The organism is Nissabacter sp. SGAir0207 (assembly GCF_005491205.1).
GTDB lineage: Bacteria > Pseudomonadota > Gammaproteobacteria > Enterobacterales > Enterobacteriaceae > Chimaeribacter.
The window spans coordinates 2,862,016-2,874,527 of the sequence record NZ_CP028035.1 but is presented as its reverse complement, the minus strand read 5'-3'; the positions used below and the strand labels follow the sequence as shown (position 1 = coordinate 2,874,527).

The following is a 12,512-nucleotide window of genomic DNA, read 5'->3' as shown; positions in this document are numbered from 1 at the left end:
CGTCTGTCGCCGCCAGCGCTAGCCACGCCAGCCATAGCGCTCCAGGTCAATGCGGCTTTCGGGGCCAAAGATAATGCCCTCTGACAGCAGTGCCTGACGCTGGCGCTGGAAGTCCTCCCCCTGAAGCGAAATGCCGCCGTGGCGATTCACCACCCGGTGCCACGGCAGGCTGCTCCCTTCCGGCAAACGGCGCAATACCCCACCCACCTGCCGGGCGGCACGGGGTGAGCCAGCCAGCCGCGCCACCTCACCATAGGTGGTCACCCGGCCCTCCGGGATGGCCGCGACAATGTGGTAAACGCGTTGATTGAAATTTCCTTCCCCTTCCATAGCTGCCCCAACGTAGTGATATACCTTGCCCGCGAGTATGAACCAAAACCGTTGCCATCGCAGGGTGGGCCAGACGCAGGTGCTTAAGAAACCATCGGTTGGCCGGTGATGGGTTGCTTTTACCGGGGCCATCCCTGATAATGCTCCCCGCTCCACACCAGTGGGGCAACTCAATGGAGGCCCTGTTGGTTCTCCCGCAACACTAACTTGTGAACTCGGTCAGGTCCGGAAGGAAGCAGCCGCAGCAGGCGTCGTGTGTGCCGGGATGTAGCTGGCAGGGCCTCCACCCAATTTGGCTCCCCGCCTTTTTCTGCTCCCGTTCTCTCTCTCCCAAAGCATTAACCATGCCACACTATTACTGCGTAATCAGACGTAGGCTATTGATATTTCCTTTCGCTCGATAAATATTCCTAATCAATGCCGCCAACGCAGACGAAAAATGCCCGGTCGTTGGCCGAGAAGTGGGTGCCATAAACGGAGTGATGCGAAACGGAAAAAGCCAGGGCAGAAAGGGAATAACGGACTGCCAGGGAACAGGGTGTGGGTGCCGCAGAAGGAAATGTTGAGCTAAGTGGTTGAAGCCGATAGAACTATCGGCTTCATGCTATTACCGCAATAACCGGCCTGAAGGCCATTAGCGCACGTATTTCCATACAGAAGTCGGCACTTTGTCATAGAGCTTATTCATCGTCAGTTCTGCCAGACGATGGTCAGCGGCAGAATAAAACATTTCGAGTTCATCATCAGATAACTCATATTTATTCTTTTCAATAACACGCTCTAATGTGTCGATAGTGGTGCATTTACGCAAGCGCATCAGGTAGTCGATTTTTTTCATCGTGGTCATAGTCTTTCTTATATAAGTAAATTGCGGTGGATTATCTATTAAGTTCTAATCAGCGTACAGGCATTCTCTTCTGAGAACATTCCGAATAGTCGCCGTTTGGTTTTTTGCCAGCGCTTCAAATCTGGTGCGCTGATGCCGTAATTGCCGAACAGGGTATAAGTATCGTCGAGATACTCTTCGACCCGGTCAGCTAACTGAAGTTCATCCTGATATTTTATTTTAAAGCTCATGACGAAAGAAGCAATATGCTCAATCAATTCGTTGAGCTGTAAGTTAACCTCTGACGTCGGATCATTAACCCAGCCATGATGGCTATCCCCCAGGGTGGCGATCCCCTCGTCGTAGAGGCTTTCGCACAGGAACTTGAGCTGGGCGACATCATGCCGTTTTGGCGAATACTCATCCATATCATCTCCTCCGTAAGGTTGTTATTCAGTCGTGATAACACTCAGTGAGTAATGAAATAACCGGACAGGTGAGAGGCTGGTTAATCAGCGCGGTTTATATCCCTTCAATTAAATATAAGTCATTTTTTTGTTTTGTGACGTCTCGGATTACCCAACATTACAATTCATCGGCTGGAGAGGGTCGGTTGTTATCCACGATATCGAAAATCAGCGCAGACCCGCTATGGGTAAAGGTAAGGCGCTCCTCGCAATACTCCTCCGCATCGATATCCAGGCAGGCATTGAAAAGGGTCCAACGATAACGGTAACGCATTGAATAACGGTTGGCAGAGAGCGGCTCTATCGCCTGAAGGGTCAGGCTGCCTGTCTCATACCGCGCACTCTCTGAATAATAGCTCAAATTCCCGACCAGTGTCTCTTCAAGCAGAGGAATATTTTCCTCAATGAATTCTTTTAAATCAGTAATGGAACTGAATTCACTGTTGGCAGGAAACGAAAGTGTAATGTGCATCGACTCATCATTATTTGTGCGACCCATTTCTAGTATTGCACACTCCGGCGCCTTTTGTCAGGCAGGCAAGACACTTTTTCCGAAAGTAACTGACAATTATCAGGTTGATATCTATAGCAATTAATCCAGCGTAATAAAAAATTACGCTTTAGTGGCGTTTTGCCTACCGATGCCCTAACGCGGCAACTTGAAACCCTGTCTTAAGTGTGATGTTATATTATAACAATTGCGTATCGGAGTAAATGTATGACCGCCTCATCCGCCCCCCTCACTGGCCGCCAGACCTGGCTGATGGCCTCAGCCCTTGCGCGCTGTGCTGCCACGATGCTGGTGCTGGCCGGTGTATGGGCGGCCATCACCTGGGCTAACCTGCTGCCATGATGACCTTACAACACCTGCAAGTTGGCTATGGCCGTTATGCTGTGGCTCCGCCCATTAGCGGCGCTTTCCATACCGGTTCACTGACGGCGATTATCGGTGCCAATGGCAGCGGCAAGTCTACCCTGCTGAAAACGCTGGCGGGCTTCCTGCCGCCGGTGGCAGGCGCGGTGATCCGCCATGTCCGGCAGCCGCTGGCTTATTTGCCGCAACAGGCGGAGCTGGATCGCCAGTTCCCGCTGCTGGTGGAGGATCTGGTGGCGATGGGGCGGGTCAGCCAGCGCGGGCTGTTTGCCCGGTTGCAACGCAGTGACCGGCAGTGGATCAGCGAGGCACTGGAGCGCGTCGGGATGCTCGCCTTCGCCCGCCAACCGGTCGGCATCCTTTCTGGCGGCCAGTTCCAGCGTGTGCTGTTTGCCCGCCTGCTGGTGCAACAGGCCCCGGTGATGCTGCTGGACGAGCCATTCACCGGGGTCGATACCCCGACTATCCAACTGCTGTTGGAGATGATCGCCGAGTGGCATCAACAACAGCGGACGGTAATTGCGGTACTGCATGACCGGCAGATGGTGAGTGCCTGTTTCCCGCAGACCCTGCTATTGAGCGCCAGCGGCAACCACTGGGGCGCGACGCCCCATGTCATGCGCGCCCTGAATGCGGCCAGTGAAACCACGCCCGCGGCGGTGGCGCTATGATTGTCCATCTGCTGCTCGACCCTTTTCTGACGTTTGGTTTTATGCGGCGCGCGCTGGTGGCGTGCCTGACGCTCTCCCTAAGCGCCACGCCGCTGGGTGTTTTTTTGTTGTTGCGGCGCATGAGCCTCGCCGGTGATGCGCTCTCCCATGCGGTATTGCCGGGTGCGGCCATCGGCTATCTGATCTCTGGCATGTCTCTGGTGGCGATGGGGGTAGGCGGCTTTATCGCCGGGCTGGCGGTTGCCATGCTCTCCGGTTGGGTGAGCCGCCACACGAGTTTGAAAGAGGATGCCAGTTTTGCGGGCTTCTACCTTGGTTCACTGGCGCTGGGAGTGACGCTGGTCTCGCTGCGCGGCTCCAGTGTCGATCTGCTGCATGTGCTGTTTGGTTCGATTCTGGCGGTGGATGCCCCGGCACTGCGGCTGGTGGGTGGCATCGCCACGCTCTCTCTGCTGCTGCTGGCGCTGCTCTACCGGGCGCTGGTGATGGAATCCTTTGACCAGACCTTCCTGCGCCTGGCCGCCGGTTGCTGGGTGCCCGTGATCCACGCCCTTTTTTTGGCGCTGGTGGTGATCAATCTGGTCGCCGGTTTCCAGATTCTGGGCACCCTGATGTCCGTGGGTCTGATGATGTTGCCCGCCGCCTCCGCGCGGCTCTGGACGCGCAACCTGCCAGCGACGCTGCTGACCGCCGCCGGGCTGGGCATGGTCGCCAGCCTTGCCGGCCTGCTCTGGTCTTACTACGCCTCGCTGCCCGCTGGCCCGGCCATCGTGCTGAGCGCCAGCCTGCTGTTTTTGCTTTCCGTACTATTTGGCTCGTGTGGCGGCATTTTCGCCGCGGCACGGCCTGCATTGCGTCATCAATAAGGAGAAAGAATGAAACGTTTACCTGTGGCGCTGGCCATCGCCACGCTGTTCGCCAGCCCATTGGCGATGGCCAACACCGTCAATGCCGTGGCCAGTTTTTCCATCCTCGGCGATATGGTTCACCAGATTGGCGGTGAGCATGTGGTCGTCAAAACGCTGGTCGGGCCGAATGGCGATCCGCACAGCTACGAGCCAAGCCCGCAAGACAGCCGGTCGCTGGCGAAAGCCGATGTGGTGTTTGTCAGTGGCTTGGGGCTGGAGGGGTGGATGGATCGGCTGATCGGTGCCTCGGGCTATCGCGGCAAGGTGGTGGTCGCCTCTGAAGGCGTCAGCTCCCGCCAGATGGAGGAGGAGGGGAAAACCATCACCGATCCCCACGCCTGGAACAGTATGCAGAATGGCGTGATCTATGCCCGTCACATCACGGAGGCGCTGGCCGCTGCCGATCCGCAGGATGCCGCCGACTTCCGCCAACGTGGTGCGGCCTATATCGCCAAACTGCAACAGCTCGACCAGTGGGCCAAACAGCAGTTTGCCACTGTGCCCGCCAGCCAGCGCAAAGTGCTGACCAGCCATGACGCCTTTGGTTACATGGGGCAGGCCTATGGCGTGCAGTTCCTGGCACCGGTGGGCTTCTCCACAGATGCCGAAGCCAGCGCACAGGATGTGGCGGCGTTGATTGCCCAGATCAAGCAGGCGCACGTGCGCCACTATTTTATTGAGAACCAGACCGACCCACGTTTGGTGAAGCAGATCGCCAGCGCCAGTGGCGCACAGCCGGGGGGCGAGCTTTATCCTGAGGCGCTGTCCACCGCTGACGGCCCTGCGACCACCTATGTGCAGGCCTTTACCCATAACGTTAGCACGTTGGTTGCGGGCATGAAGTAAGCCGCTCCCCCTGCCAGCACGGCAGGGGGCAGGGCAAAAAAAAGCCCCGCCGGTAAGGGCGGGGCGAAGGCGTAGGGGCGGGATTAACGCTTCTTTTTTCTGCCTTGAACGGCCTTGAAGCGCGGATTGCTTTTGCAGATGACATAGGTGCGGCCGTGGCGGTGTACCACCTTGCAATCTTTGTGGCGGTTTTTGGCTGAACGCAGTGAACTCAATACCTGCATGTTCCTCTCCTTAAGCAGATTTTGGGTTCAGGAAGCGGCCAAAACGCTGCTGGAAGCGCGCGGTGCTGCCCTCTTTGGAGAACTCTTTCTGCTTCCCGGTGTAGTAGGGGTGGGAGGCAGAGGAGACCTCAAGAGTGACGTAGGGCAGTTCACGCCCCTCCCACTCGATGGTGCGGTCAGTACGGATGGTCGAGCCGACGGTAAAGTAGGTGTCGGCGCTGGTGTCGTGGAACACCACGGTGCGGTAATCAGGGTGGATGCCAGCTTTCATATTGCCTCCAGTGAAATGTTATAACATAACAATTGATGGCGACAGTATCGCGCAAACTCTGTCCGTTGGCAACCCCACCTTTTCAGCAAATAAAAAAAAGCCGCGCAGTGCGCGGCTTTTGTCAAAAATTCACCTTAGTGCTTGTCGAGCGACACCTGCTGCTTATGGCTATGTTCCACGTCGTCAGACTTCTTGCTAAAGCGGCGGCGTACCACCACGAAGAAGACCGGGACGAAGAAGATGGCCAGAATGGTCGCGGTGACCATGCCGCCCATTACGCCGGTACCGACAGCGTTCTGTGCGCCGGAACCTGCGCCGGTGGAGATCACCAGCGGCAACACGCCGAGGATAAAGGCCAGCGAGGTCATCAGGATGGGGCGCAGACGCATCCGCACCGCCTCCAGCGTGGCCTCAACCAATCCTTTGCCCTCTTTCTCCATCAAGTCCTTGGCAAACTCCACGATCAGGATGGCGTTTTTCGCCGACAGACCGACTGTGGTCAGCAAGCCTACCTGGAAGTAGACGTCGTTGCTCAGGCCGCGCAGGGTGGCGGCCAGAACCGCACCAATGACCCCCAGCGGTACCACCAGCATAACGGAGAACGGTATCGACCAGCTCTCATACAGTGCAGCCAGACAGAGGAAGACCACAATCAGCGAGATGGCGTACAGGGCAGGGGCCTGGTTGCCGGAGAGCCGCTCCTGATAGGACATGCCCGTCCAGTCATAGCCGATGCCGGTCGGCAGTTTCGCCGCCAGCGACTCCATCATCGCCATCGCGTCACCACTGCTTCGGCCCGGTGCTGGCTGGCCCAAAATCTCCATCGCAGGCAGGCCGTTATAGCGCTCCAGACGTGGCGAGCCATACTGCCAGTGCGAGGTAGCGAAGGAGGAGAACGGCACCATCTGCCCATTGCTACCACGGACATACCAGTTATTCAGATCGCTTGGCAGCATACGGTACTCTGCCTTCGACTGGATGTAGACCTTCTTCACGCGTCCGCGGTCAATAAAGTCATTCACATAACTGCCGCCCCAGGCCGCGCCCAGCGTGGTGTTGATGTCATCAATAGAGACGCCAAGGGCCTCCGCTTTCTCCTGGTCAATCTCCAGTTTGAACTGCGGCGTATCCTCCAGGCCATTCGGACGCACCCCAACCAGCAGGTCTGGATGCTCCGCCACCATGCCCAGCAACTGGTTACGCGCTTCGGTCAGTTTCTGGTGGCCAAGGTTGGCCTGATCAATCAGCTCGAAGTCAAAGCCGGTGGCGGTACCCAGTTCAACAATCGCTGGCAGGTTGAACGGGAATACCATCGCGTCCTTGATGGCGCTGAAGGTGCCCATGGCCCGGCCAGTGATGCCCGACACTTTGTTCTCTTCGCCTGGGCGATCCGCCCAGTCTTTCAAGCTGACGAAGGCGATACCGGTGTTCTGGCCGCGGCCCGAGAAGCCAAAGCCGTTTACCGCAAACACCGAGTTGACGTTGGCCTTCTCTTTGTCCAGATAGTACTTGGTGACCTCATCCAGCACCTTCTGCGTACGCTCCTGCGTGGCACCAGCCGGTAGCTGTACCATGGTCAGGAACACGCCCTGATCCTCTTCCGGCAGGAAGGAGGTTGGCAGGCGGATAAACAGCACCGCCATGCCCACCACGATCAGCAGGTAGACCAGCAGGTAGCGGCCAGTGCTGCGCAGAATGTTGCCCACGCTGTCGGTGTAGTGGTCGGTGCTGCGCTCAAACATGCGGTTGAACCAGCCGAAGAAGCCCTTCTTGTCATCGTGGTGCCCTTTCGGCACCGGCTTCAGCATGGTGGCGCACAGCGCAGGCGTCAGGATCAACGCCACGATCACCGACAGCACCATCGCTGAGACGATGGTAATCGAGAACTGGCGATAGATAACCCCGGTCGAGCCGCCAAAGAAGGCCATCGGCACGAACACCGCAGAGAGCACCATCGCGATGCCCACCAGCGCGCCCTGGATCTGCTCCATCGACTTCTTGGTCGCTTCCTTGGGCGGCAGGCCCTCTTCCACCATCACACGTTCGACGTTCTCCACCACCACGATGGCGTCATCCACCAGCAAGCCGATGGCGAGCACCATACCGAACATCGTTAGGGTGTTAATGGAGTAACCAAAGGCGCCGATGATGGCGAAGGTGCCGAGCAGTACCACCGGCACCGCGATCGTGGGGATCAGGGTGGCGCGGAAGTTTTGCAGGAACAGGTACATCACCAGGAACACCAGCACGATCGCTTCGAACAGCGTCTTCACCACCTCTTTGATGGAGATCTGTACGAACGGCGTGGTGTCATACGGGTAGACTAACTTCAGGCCATTCGGGAAGAACGGCTCCAGTTTTGCCAGCGTCGCCTTCACCGCTTTCGAGGTGTCGAGGGCGTTGGCGCCGGTCGCCAGCTTGATGCCAAGGCCGGAAGCCGGCTTGCCGTTATAGCGCGCGATAACGCTGTAGTCTTCGCCGCCCAGCTCAATCTGCGCCACGTCACGCAGGCGTACCTGCGAGCCATCCGGATTAACCTTCAGCAAGATTTTGCCGAACTCCTCAGGGGAGGTCAGGCGGGTCTGCGCAATGATGGAGGAGTTAAGCTGCTGGCCCTTCACCGGCGGTGTACCGCCCAACTGGCCCGCGGCCACCTGGTTGTTCTGCACGCGGATGGCGTTAATAACATCCACTGGCGTCAGGGCGAAGTTGGTCAGCTTGCCCGGATCCATCCAGACGCGCATCGCGTACTGGGAACCAAACAGCTGGACGTCACCCACGCCAGTGGTACGGCTGATCGGGTCCTGAACGTTGGAGGCCACATAGTCCGCGATATCCTCCTGGGTCATGGAGCCACTGTCGCTGATGAAGCCAGCCACCATCAGGAAGCTGCTGCTCGACTTCTGGACGCTGATCCCCTGTTGCTGCACCTCTTGCGGCAGCAGCGGCATCGCCAGCTGCAGCTTGTTCTGCACCTGCACCTGCGCAATGTCAGGGTCAGTACCAGAAGAGAAGGTTAGCGTCAGGGTCATGGAGCCTGACGAGTCACTGGAGGAGGACATGTACATCAGGTTATCGATGCCGTTCATGTTCTGCTCGATAACCTGGGTCACGGTGTCCTGCACCGTCTGGGCATCGGCACCCGGATAGTTAGCGGACACAGAAATTGCTGGTGGCGCGACGGTAGGGTACTGCGCAATCGGAAGTTGCAGTATCGTCAGGGCGCCAGCCAGCATGATAACAATGGCGATAACCCATGCAAAAATGGGTCTATCAATAAAGAACTTAGCCATGAATCACCGGCTCCTATTAAGACTGCGGGGCTTGTTCAGACGGCGCTTGCTGCTGGGCGGAAGCGTCGTCAGTCACTTCCTGCATCTTGACCTGGGCGCCCGGCTTCACTTTCTGCAATCCGGTTACGATTACCCGATCGCCCGCTTTCAGGCCGCCGGTCACCAGCCACTTGTCACCAATCGCTTGGGAGGTGGTCAGGGTACGGGTTTCCACCTTGTCGCCAGCGCCCACTACCATCGCGGAGGCTTCACCGCGCGGGGTACGGGTCACGCCCTGTTGTGGCACCAGCAGCGCGTTCTCATTCACGCCCTCATCGAGGCGCGCACGGACAAACATGCCCGGCAGCAGGGTCTCGTCAGGGTTCGGGAACACGGCGCGCAGGGTGATGGAGCCGGTGGACTCATCCACGGTCACGTCGGAGAACTCCAAAGTGCCCTCCTGCTTATACTGCGTGCCGTTCTCCAGCGTCAGCTGTACCTTGGCCTTGCCGTTTTGCTGCTTCAGCGTACCTTCGGCCATCTCCTGCTTCAGACGCAGGAAATCGGTGCTGGATTGGGTGACATCGACGTAGATCGGGTCGAGTTGCTGCACGGTAGCCAAGGCGGTGGTCTGCCCTTCGGTCACCAATGCCCCTTCGGTCACGCTGGATTTACCAATCCGGCCACTGATGGGGGAGGTCACCTTGGTGTAGGCGAGGTTAATGCGGGCAGTCTCAACGGCGGCTTTGGCGGCCAGCACTGCCGCATCAGCGGAGCGCAAATCAGCTTGGGCCTGATCGTAGTCCTGCTTACTGATGTAGTTGGTGCCGAGCAGGGGCTTGTAACGGTTGACCGTCACACGTGAGATTTCAGCGGTTGCCTGTGCCTTGGCCAGGTCGCCCTTGGCGCTGTTATAGGCAGCCTGATAGGTTGCGGGATCGATCTGATAAAGGGAGGTGCCTGCCTGAATGTCGCTACCTTCAACGAAGTTACGCTTCAGGATGATGCCGCTGACCTGTGGACGGACTTCCGCCACCCGGAAAGCGCTGGTACGGCCGGGGAGTTCGGTGGTGATGTTCAGTGGCGCTGCCTTCAGCGTCACCACACCCACTTCCGGCATTTGTTGCTGCTGCGCACCCTGTTGAGACTCATCATCGTTGCATCCTGCAAGAACCAAGCTGCCCGAAAGCATCAGAACTGCCGCCAGAGGCGTTAACCCTCTGTTTTTGTTCATAGGTAAACCTCAAGTGTCCGATTTCAAATTGACCAATGGATCGCAAGCTGTAAAACCCATTGCTGCTTAATAAATATGTGCGTACCATCGTACATACATACGTGAATGTATGTAAGCTATCCCTCCGCGAAAACCTGATGCCATGGCACGAAAAACCAAACAACAAGCACTTGAAACTCGCCAACAAATCCTGAACGCTGCGGTGCAGCTCTTTTCGGATTGTGGGGTTTCAGCCACTTCGCTGGCTGACATTGCTGCCGCCGCCGGCGTCACGCGGGGTGCCATCTATTGGCACTTTAAAAACAAGGCCGATCTGTTTAATGAGGTCTGGGCGATCTCTGAGTCAAAAGTAACCGATCTCGAAATAGAGTATCAGGCAAAGTATCCCAATAATCCACTGTGCGTCCTGCGTGAAATTCTAATCTATATTCTGTGCGCTACTGTAGAGGATCCACGCCGTCGCGCCCTGATGGAGATCATTTTTCATAAGTGTGAATTCGTGGGGGAGATGATTACCCTGCATCAGGCGCGCAAGGATCTCTATCTGGCGGGCTATGAAAAGATTGAGGTTATTCTGCGCAACTGCATGGCGCAGGATCTGCTGCCTGCTGACCTGCACACCCGCCGCGCTGCCGTGACCCTGCGTGCCTACATCACTGGGCTAATGGAGAACTGGCTGTTTATGCCGGAGAGTTTTGACCTGCGCGCGCAGGCGGCGCTGTATGTGGATTGCTATCTGGACATGCTGAAGCTCAGCCCCCATTTGCGCCTTGGCGCGGGGGAGGGGGCGAGCGCCAGCCAGCCAGGGCAGTGACCGGCGGCGGCAAGGAGGGCATCAGACGCCGAGGGGATATTCACCGTGGCGGCGCAGCTTCTCCTGATAGTCACGGGTGACGATCTCCAGCGCCGCCAGTGCGGTGTGGGGATCGATCTCATTGCACTCCAGCAGGTAGATCAAATCTACCGCCAGTTGCAGCTCTGGGGGGGCATTGTCAACGGACATCGGGGGCCAACTCAATAGTTACGTTTGCGAGAGACAAACAGAATCAGGATTGCGCCCGTCAGTGCGATCAGCAAGCTTCTGAAACTGAACCCTGCGACAGTGCCGGCATCCAGGTAGGTACTGACATAACCGCCAACCAGCGCACCGCTGATCGCCAGCACCACCCATAACACCACACTGCCGTCATTTTTGCCTGGCATCAGCACTTTTGCCAGCAACCCGACCACCAGTCCCATAATGATCCAAGAAATCAGGCCCATAATGTTCTCCAGTCAGGTCTCTCTCTATAGTATAGATAATCACTTGTCTTGGCAGGCGGCAGCGGCTTAAAAAATTGTGATAAACCTTCAAAAACCTCGCTCTTTCCGCTCAATGGTGCGTTCAATGCGTGCCAGCGCCTCACGGCAGCGCTGCAAACGTCCCTCAAGTGCCGCCAACTCCTGCTGAACCTTGCGCTGCTGCGCCAACGACTCCTGCCGCCCCAGCAGACTTTCGCGGTCACGTACCATCGCCAGCAGGCGGCGCTCGAAATCCTGATGCTGTGCCAGCCGGTGGTAGATATCCTCCTGGCCGTCACGCGCGGGCCGCACGGTAGCTTTGCGCAGCCGCTGGGTCGCCAGCTCCCGTTGCAGGGCAGCGATCTGCGCCACCAGCCGCTCCGCGAGGAAGGCCACCTGCGCGGTGCGCTCCTCTGCCACTGCATCGGCCAGCTGCTGCTGGTTCTGGCGCACCTCCGCCAGATAGTCACGCAGGCGCGTGCCGTGGGTGCGGAACAGCTTGCTGTCAAAGCGCGCCTGCGGGGTCGGGGTGTGGCCAACAGGCTCGATGGCGGCGGCCAGCGCGCTGATCTGCTGGTCCAGGGTCTGTAAAACTCGTTGCGTATTCACGTTGTCTCTCCGGCGGGATTCCTACGTAGCTTGCCGCTGAAAAGGCGGGCTGGCAAGCCAGCACATTGTGCCCGCCCGGCCATCAACGCTATCATTGCTGCTTAACAGCGCGAAACAGGGCAAGAGGCAATGAAACAGAAGATTGGGCGTGGGGTATTGATTGCCACCGGCTGGCTGGCCGTGGCGCTGGCGGCGCTCGGCGTGCTGCTGCCCCTGCTGCCCACCACGCCCTTCCTGCTGCTGGCCGCCTGGTGTTTCTCCCGTTCGTCGCCCCGTTTCCACCAGTGGTTGCTCTATCGCTCCTGGTTTGGCGGCTATCTGCGCCACTGGCAGGCGCACCGCGCGCTGCCGCCCAATACCAAGTGGAAAGCGATGCTGTTCACCGCGCTTTCCATTAGCATCTCTCTCTTTTTTATAAAGATTATCTGGGTACGTGTGCTGCTGTTTGGGCTGATGCTGGTGCTGCTCGCGATAATATGGCGTCTGCCGGTTATTGACCAACGACAATAAAATCGGGGATTAACGGCCGGCTGCGGTTGCATTTTAAGGTGAGTTTGCATAAATTTGAGCGTTTTCGTGCGTGGGTCATCTCCTCTTTCTCCCCTGTTGTCCTTCTTCCAAGGCATATGCACGCCATTTCATGGCGAGGCAGGGATATCAGACGGCCTGCGTTTAAGTTAGAACACCAGCTTTTTCAGG

The 12,512-nt window shown here is 57.7% G+C and carries 17 protein-coding genes and 1 other RNA gene; 7 read left to right on the top strand and 11 right to left on the bottom strand.

Annotation, left to right across the window (positions count from 1 at the left end; translation table 11 throughout):
* Nucleotides 1–18: 18 nt before the first annotated feature.
* Complete coding sequence (locus C1N62_RS12800; protein WP_137763994.1) at nucleotides 19–330, bottom strand: MGMT family protein; 312 nt, start codon at nucleotides 328–330, stop codon at nucleotides 19–21.
* 183 nt (nucleotides 331–513) lie between these two features.
* Here C1N62_RS12800 and ffs point away from each other — a divergent pair.
* An RNA gene (gene ffs, locus C1N62_RS12795) (signal recognition particle sRNA small type) lies at nucleotides 514–610 on the top strand.
* Between the two features lie 354 nt (nucleotides 611–964).
* Here the strand turns inward: ffs and C1N62_RS12790 are convergent.
* The 3 genes from C1N62_RS12790 to C1N62_RS12780 form a co-directional block, all read right to left on the bottom strand.
* Complete coding sequence (locus tag C1N62_RS12790) at nucleotides 965–1,168, bottom strand: HHA domain-containing protein (RefSeq protein WP_072926899.1); 204 nt, start codon at nucleotides 1,166–1,168, stop codon at nucleotides 965–967.
* A gap of 47 nt (nucleotides 1,169–1,215) precedes the next feature.
* Complete coding sequence (tomB, locus tag C1N62_RS12785; RefSeq protein ID WP_137763993.1) at nucleotides 1,216–1,584, bottom strand: Hha toxicity modulator TomB; 369 nt, start codon at nucleotides 1,582–1,584, stop codon at nucleotides 1,216–1,218.
* A gap of 157 nt (nucleotides 1,585–1,741) precedes the next feature.
* Nucleotides 1,742–2,095, bottom strand: coding sequence for a hypothetical protein (locus C1N62_RS12780; RefSeq protein WP_137763992.1), 354 nt, complete (start codon nucleotides 2,093–2,095; stop codon nucleotides 1,742–1,744).
* 246 nt (nucleotides 2,096–2,341) lie between these two features.
* On the opposite strand from C1N62_RS12780, the gene C1N62_RS23505 reads away from it, so the two are divergent.
* Genes C1N62_RS23505 through C1N62_RS12765 form a run of 4 tightly spaced genes read left to right on the top strand, consistent with a single transcriptional unit; the run spans nucleotide 2,342 to nucleotide 4,922 of the window.
* Entirely contained in the window at nucleotides 2,342–2,476 is a 135-nt protein-coding gene (locus tag C1N62_RS23505; RefSeq protein WP_255508604.1) for a hypothetical protein, read from the top strand.
* Nucleotides 2,473–3,168 (top strand): metal ABC transporter ATP-binding protein, encoded by a 696-nt coding sequence (locus C1N62_RS12775; protein WP_137763991.1) that lies wholly within the window; start codon nucleotides 2,473–2,475, stop codon nucleotides 3,166–3,168. Before C1N62_RS23505 ends, C1N62_RS12775 begins: the two co-directional genes overlap by 4 nt.
* Nucleotides 3,165–4,034 carry a metal ABC transporter permease gene (locus C1N62_RS12770; protein ID WP_137763990.1) on the top strand — a complete coding sequence of 290 codons (870 nt, stop codon included), beginning with the start codon at nucleotides 3,165–3,167 and terminating at the stop codon, nucleotides 4,032–4,034. The genes C1N62_RS12775 and C1N62_RS12770 overlap by 4 nt, the downstream gene beginning before the upstream one ends.
* A 9-nt stretch (nucleotides 4,035–4,043) precedes the next feature.
* Complete coding sequence (locus tag C1N62_RS12765) at nucleotides 4,044–4,922, top strand: metal ABC transporter substrate-binding protein (protein WP_137763989.1); 879 nt, start codon at nucleotides 4,044–4,046, stop codon at nucleotides 4,920–4,922.
* Between the two features lie 83 nt (nucleotides 4,923–5,005).
* Here C1N62_RS12765 and ykgO read toward each other — a convergent pair whose 3' ends face one another.
* The 4 genes from ykgO to C1N62_RS12745 form a co-directional block, all read right to left on the bottom strand.
* Complete coding sequence (ykgO, locus tag C1N62_RS12760) at nucleotides 5,006–5,146, bottom strand: type B 50S ribosomal protein L36 (RefSeq protein ID WP_137763988.1); 141 nt, start codon at nucleotides 5,144–5,146, stop codon at nucleotides 5,006–5,008.
* A 10-nt stretch (nucleotides 5,147–5,156) separates the two neighbouring features.
* On the bottom strand, nucleotides 5,157–5,417 hold the full coding sequence (locus C1N62_RS12755; RefSeq protein WP_137763987.1) for a type B 50S ribosomal protein L31: 261 nt from the start codon (nucleotides 5,415–5,417) through the stop codon (nucleotides 5,157–5,159).
* A gap of 134 nt (nucleotides 5,418–5,551) precedes the next feature.
* Nucleotides 5,552–8,710, bottom strand: a complete 3,159-nt coding sequence (gene acrB, locus C1N62_RS12750) for a multidrug efflux RND transporter permease subunit AcrB (protein WP_137763986.1) — start codon at nucleotides 8,708–8,710, stop codon at nucleotides 5,552–5,554.
* A 16-nt stretch (nucleotides 8,711–8,726) separates the two neighbouring features.
* Entirely contained in the window at nucleotides 8,727–9,923 is a 1,197-nt protein-coding gene (locus C1N62_RS12745; RefSeq protein WP_137763985.1) for an efflux RND transporter periplasmic adaptor subunit, read from the bottom strand.
* Nucleotides 9,924–10,065: 142 nt separating this feature from the next.
* Here C1N62_RS12745 and acrR point away from each other — a divergent pair, with 142 nt between their 5' ends.
* Entirely contained in the window at nucleotides 10,066–10,737 is a 672-nt protein-coding gene (gene acrR, locus C1N62_RS12740) for a multidrug efflux transporter transcriptional repressor AcrR (protein WP_137763984.1), read from the top strand.
* 21 nt (nucleotides 10,738–10,758) lie between these two features.
* On the opposite strand, the gene rsmS is transcribed toward acrR, so the two are convergent.
* From rsmS to priC, 3 genes are all read right to left on the bottom strand, one after another.
* Entirely contained in the window at nucleotides 10,759–10,926 is a 168-nt protein-coding gene (gene rsmS, locus C1N62_RS12735; RefSeq protein ID WP_137763983.1) for a pleiotropic regulatory protein RsmS, read from the bottom strand.
* An 11-nt stretch (nucleotides 10,927–10,937) separates the two neighbouring features.
* A complete protein-coding gene (locus C1N62_RS12730; protein ID WP_137763982.1) occupies nucleotides 10,938–11,186 on the bottom strand; it encodes a GlsB/YeaQ/YmgE family stress response membrane protein in 249 nt (82 codons plus the stop codon).
* An 87-nt stretch (nucleotides 11,187–11,273) separates the two neighbouring features.
* Entirely contained in the window at nucleotides 11,274–11,813 is a 540-nt protein-coding gene (priC, locus tag C1N62_RS12725; protein WP_137763981.1) for a primosomal replication protein PriC, read from the bottom strand.
* A 141-nt stretch (nucleotides 11,814–11,954) separates the two neighbouring features.
* Between priC and C1N62_RS12720 the strand changes: the two genes are divergently transcribed.
* Nucleotides 11,955–12,323, top strand: a complete 369-nt coding sequence (locus C1N62_RS12720; RefSeq protein WP_137765006.1) for a DUF454 family protein — start codon at nucleotides 11,955–11,957, stop codon at nucleotides 12,321–12,323.
* The last annotated feature ends 189 nt before the right edge of the window (nucleotides 12,324–12,512 follow it).

Coding starts and splice junctions, on each gene's coding strand:
- C1N62_RS12800 (WP_137763994.1), bottom strand. CDS start 330: ATGGAAGGGGAAGGAAATTTCAATCAACGCGTTTACCACATTGTCGCG.
- C1N62_RS12790 (WP_072926899.1), bottom strand. CDS start 1,168: ATGAAAAAAATCGACTACCTGATGCGCTTGCGTAAATGCACCACTATC.
- tomB (WP_137763993.1), bottom strand. CDS start 1,584: ATGGATGAGTATTCGCCAAAACGGCATGATGTCGCCCAGCTCAAGTTC.
- C1N62_RS12780 (WP_137763992.1), bottom strand. CDS start 2,095: ATGCACATTACACTTTCGTTTCCTGCCAACAGTGAATTCAGTTCCATT.
- C1N62_RS23505 (WP_255508604.1), top strand. CDS start 2,342: ATGACCGCCTCATCCGCCCCCCTCACTGGCCGCCAGACCTGGCTGATG.
- C1N62_RS12775 (WP_137763991.1), top strand. CDS start 2,473: ATGATGACCTTACAACACCTGCAAGTTGGCTATGGCCGTTATGCTGTG.
- C1N62_RS12770 (WP_137763990.1), top strand. CDS start 3,165: ATGATTGTCCATCTGCTGCTCGACCCTTTTCTGACGTTTGGTTTTATG.
- C1N62_RS12765 (WP_137763989.1), top strand. CDS start 4,044: ATGAAACGTTTACCTGTGGCGCTGGCCATCGCCACGCTGTTCGCCAGC.
- ykgO (WP_137763988.1), bottom strand. CDS start 5,146: ATGCAGGTATTGAGTTCACTGCGTTCAGCCAAAAACCGCCACAAAGAT.
- C1N62_RS12755 (WP_137763987.1), bottom strand. CDS start 5,417: ATGAAAGCTGGCATCCACCCTGATTACCGCACCGTGGTGTTCCACGAC.
- acrB (WP_137763986.1), bottom strand. CDS start 8,710: ATGGCTAAGTTCTTTATTGATAGACCCATTTTTGCATGGGTTATCGCC.
- C1N62_RS12745 (WP_137763985.1), bottom strand. CDS start 9,923: ATGAACAAAAACAGAGGGTTAACGCCTCTGGCGGCAGTTCTGATGCTT.
- acrR (WP_137763984.1), top strand. CDS start 10,066: ATGGCACGAAAAACCAAACAACAAGCACTTGAAACTCGCCAACAAATC.
- rsmS (WP_137763983.1), bottom strand. CDS start 10,926: ATGTCCGTTGACAATGCCCCCCCAGAGCTGCAACTGGCGGTAGATTTG.
- C1N62_RS12730 (WP_137763982.1), bottom strand. CDS start 11,186: ATGGGCCTGATTTCTTGGATCATTATGGGACTGGTGGTCGGGTTGCTG.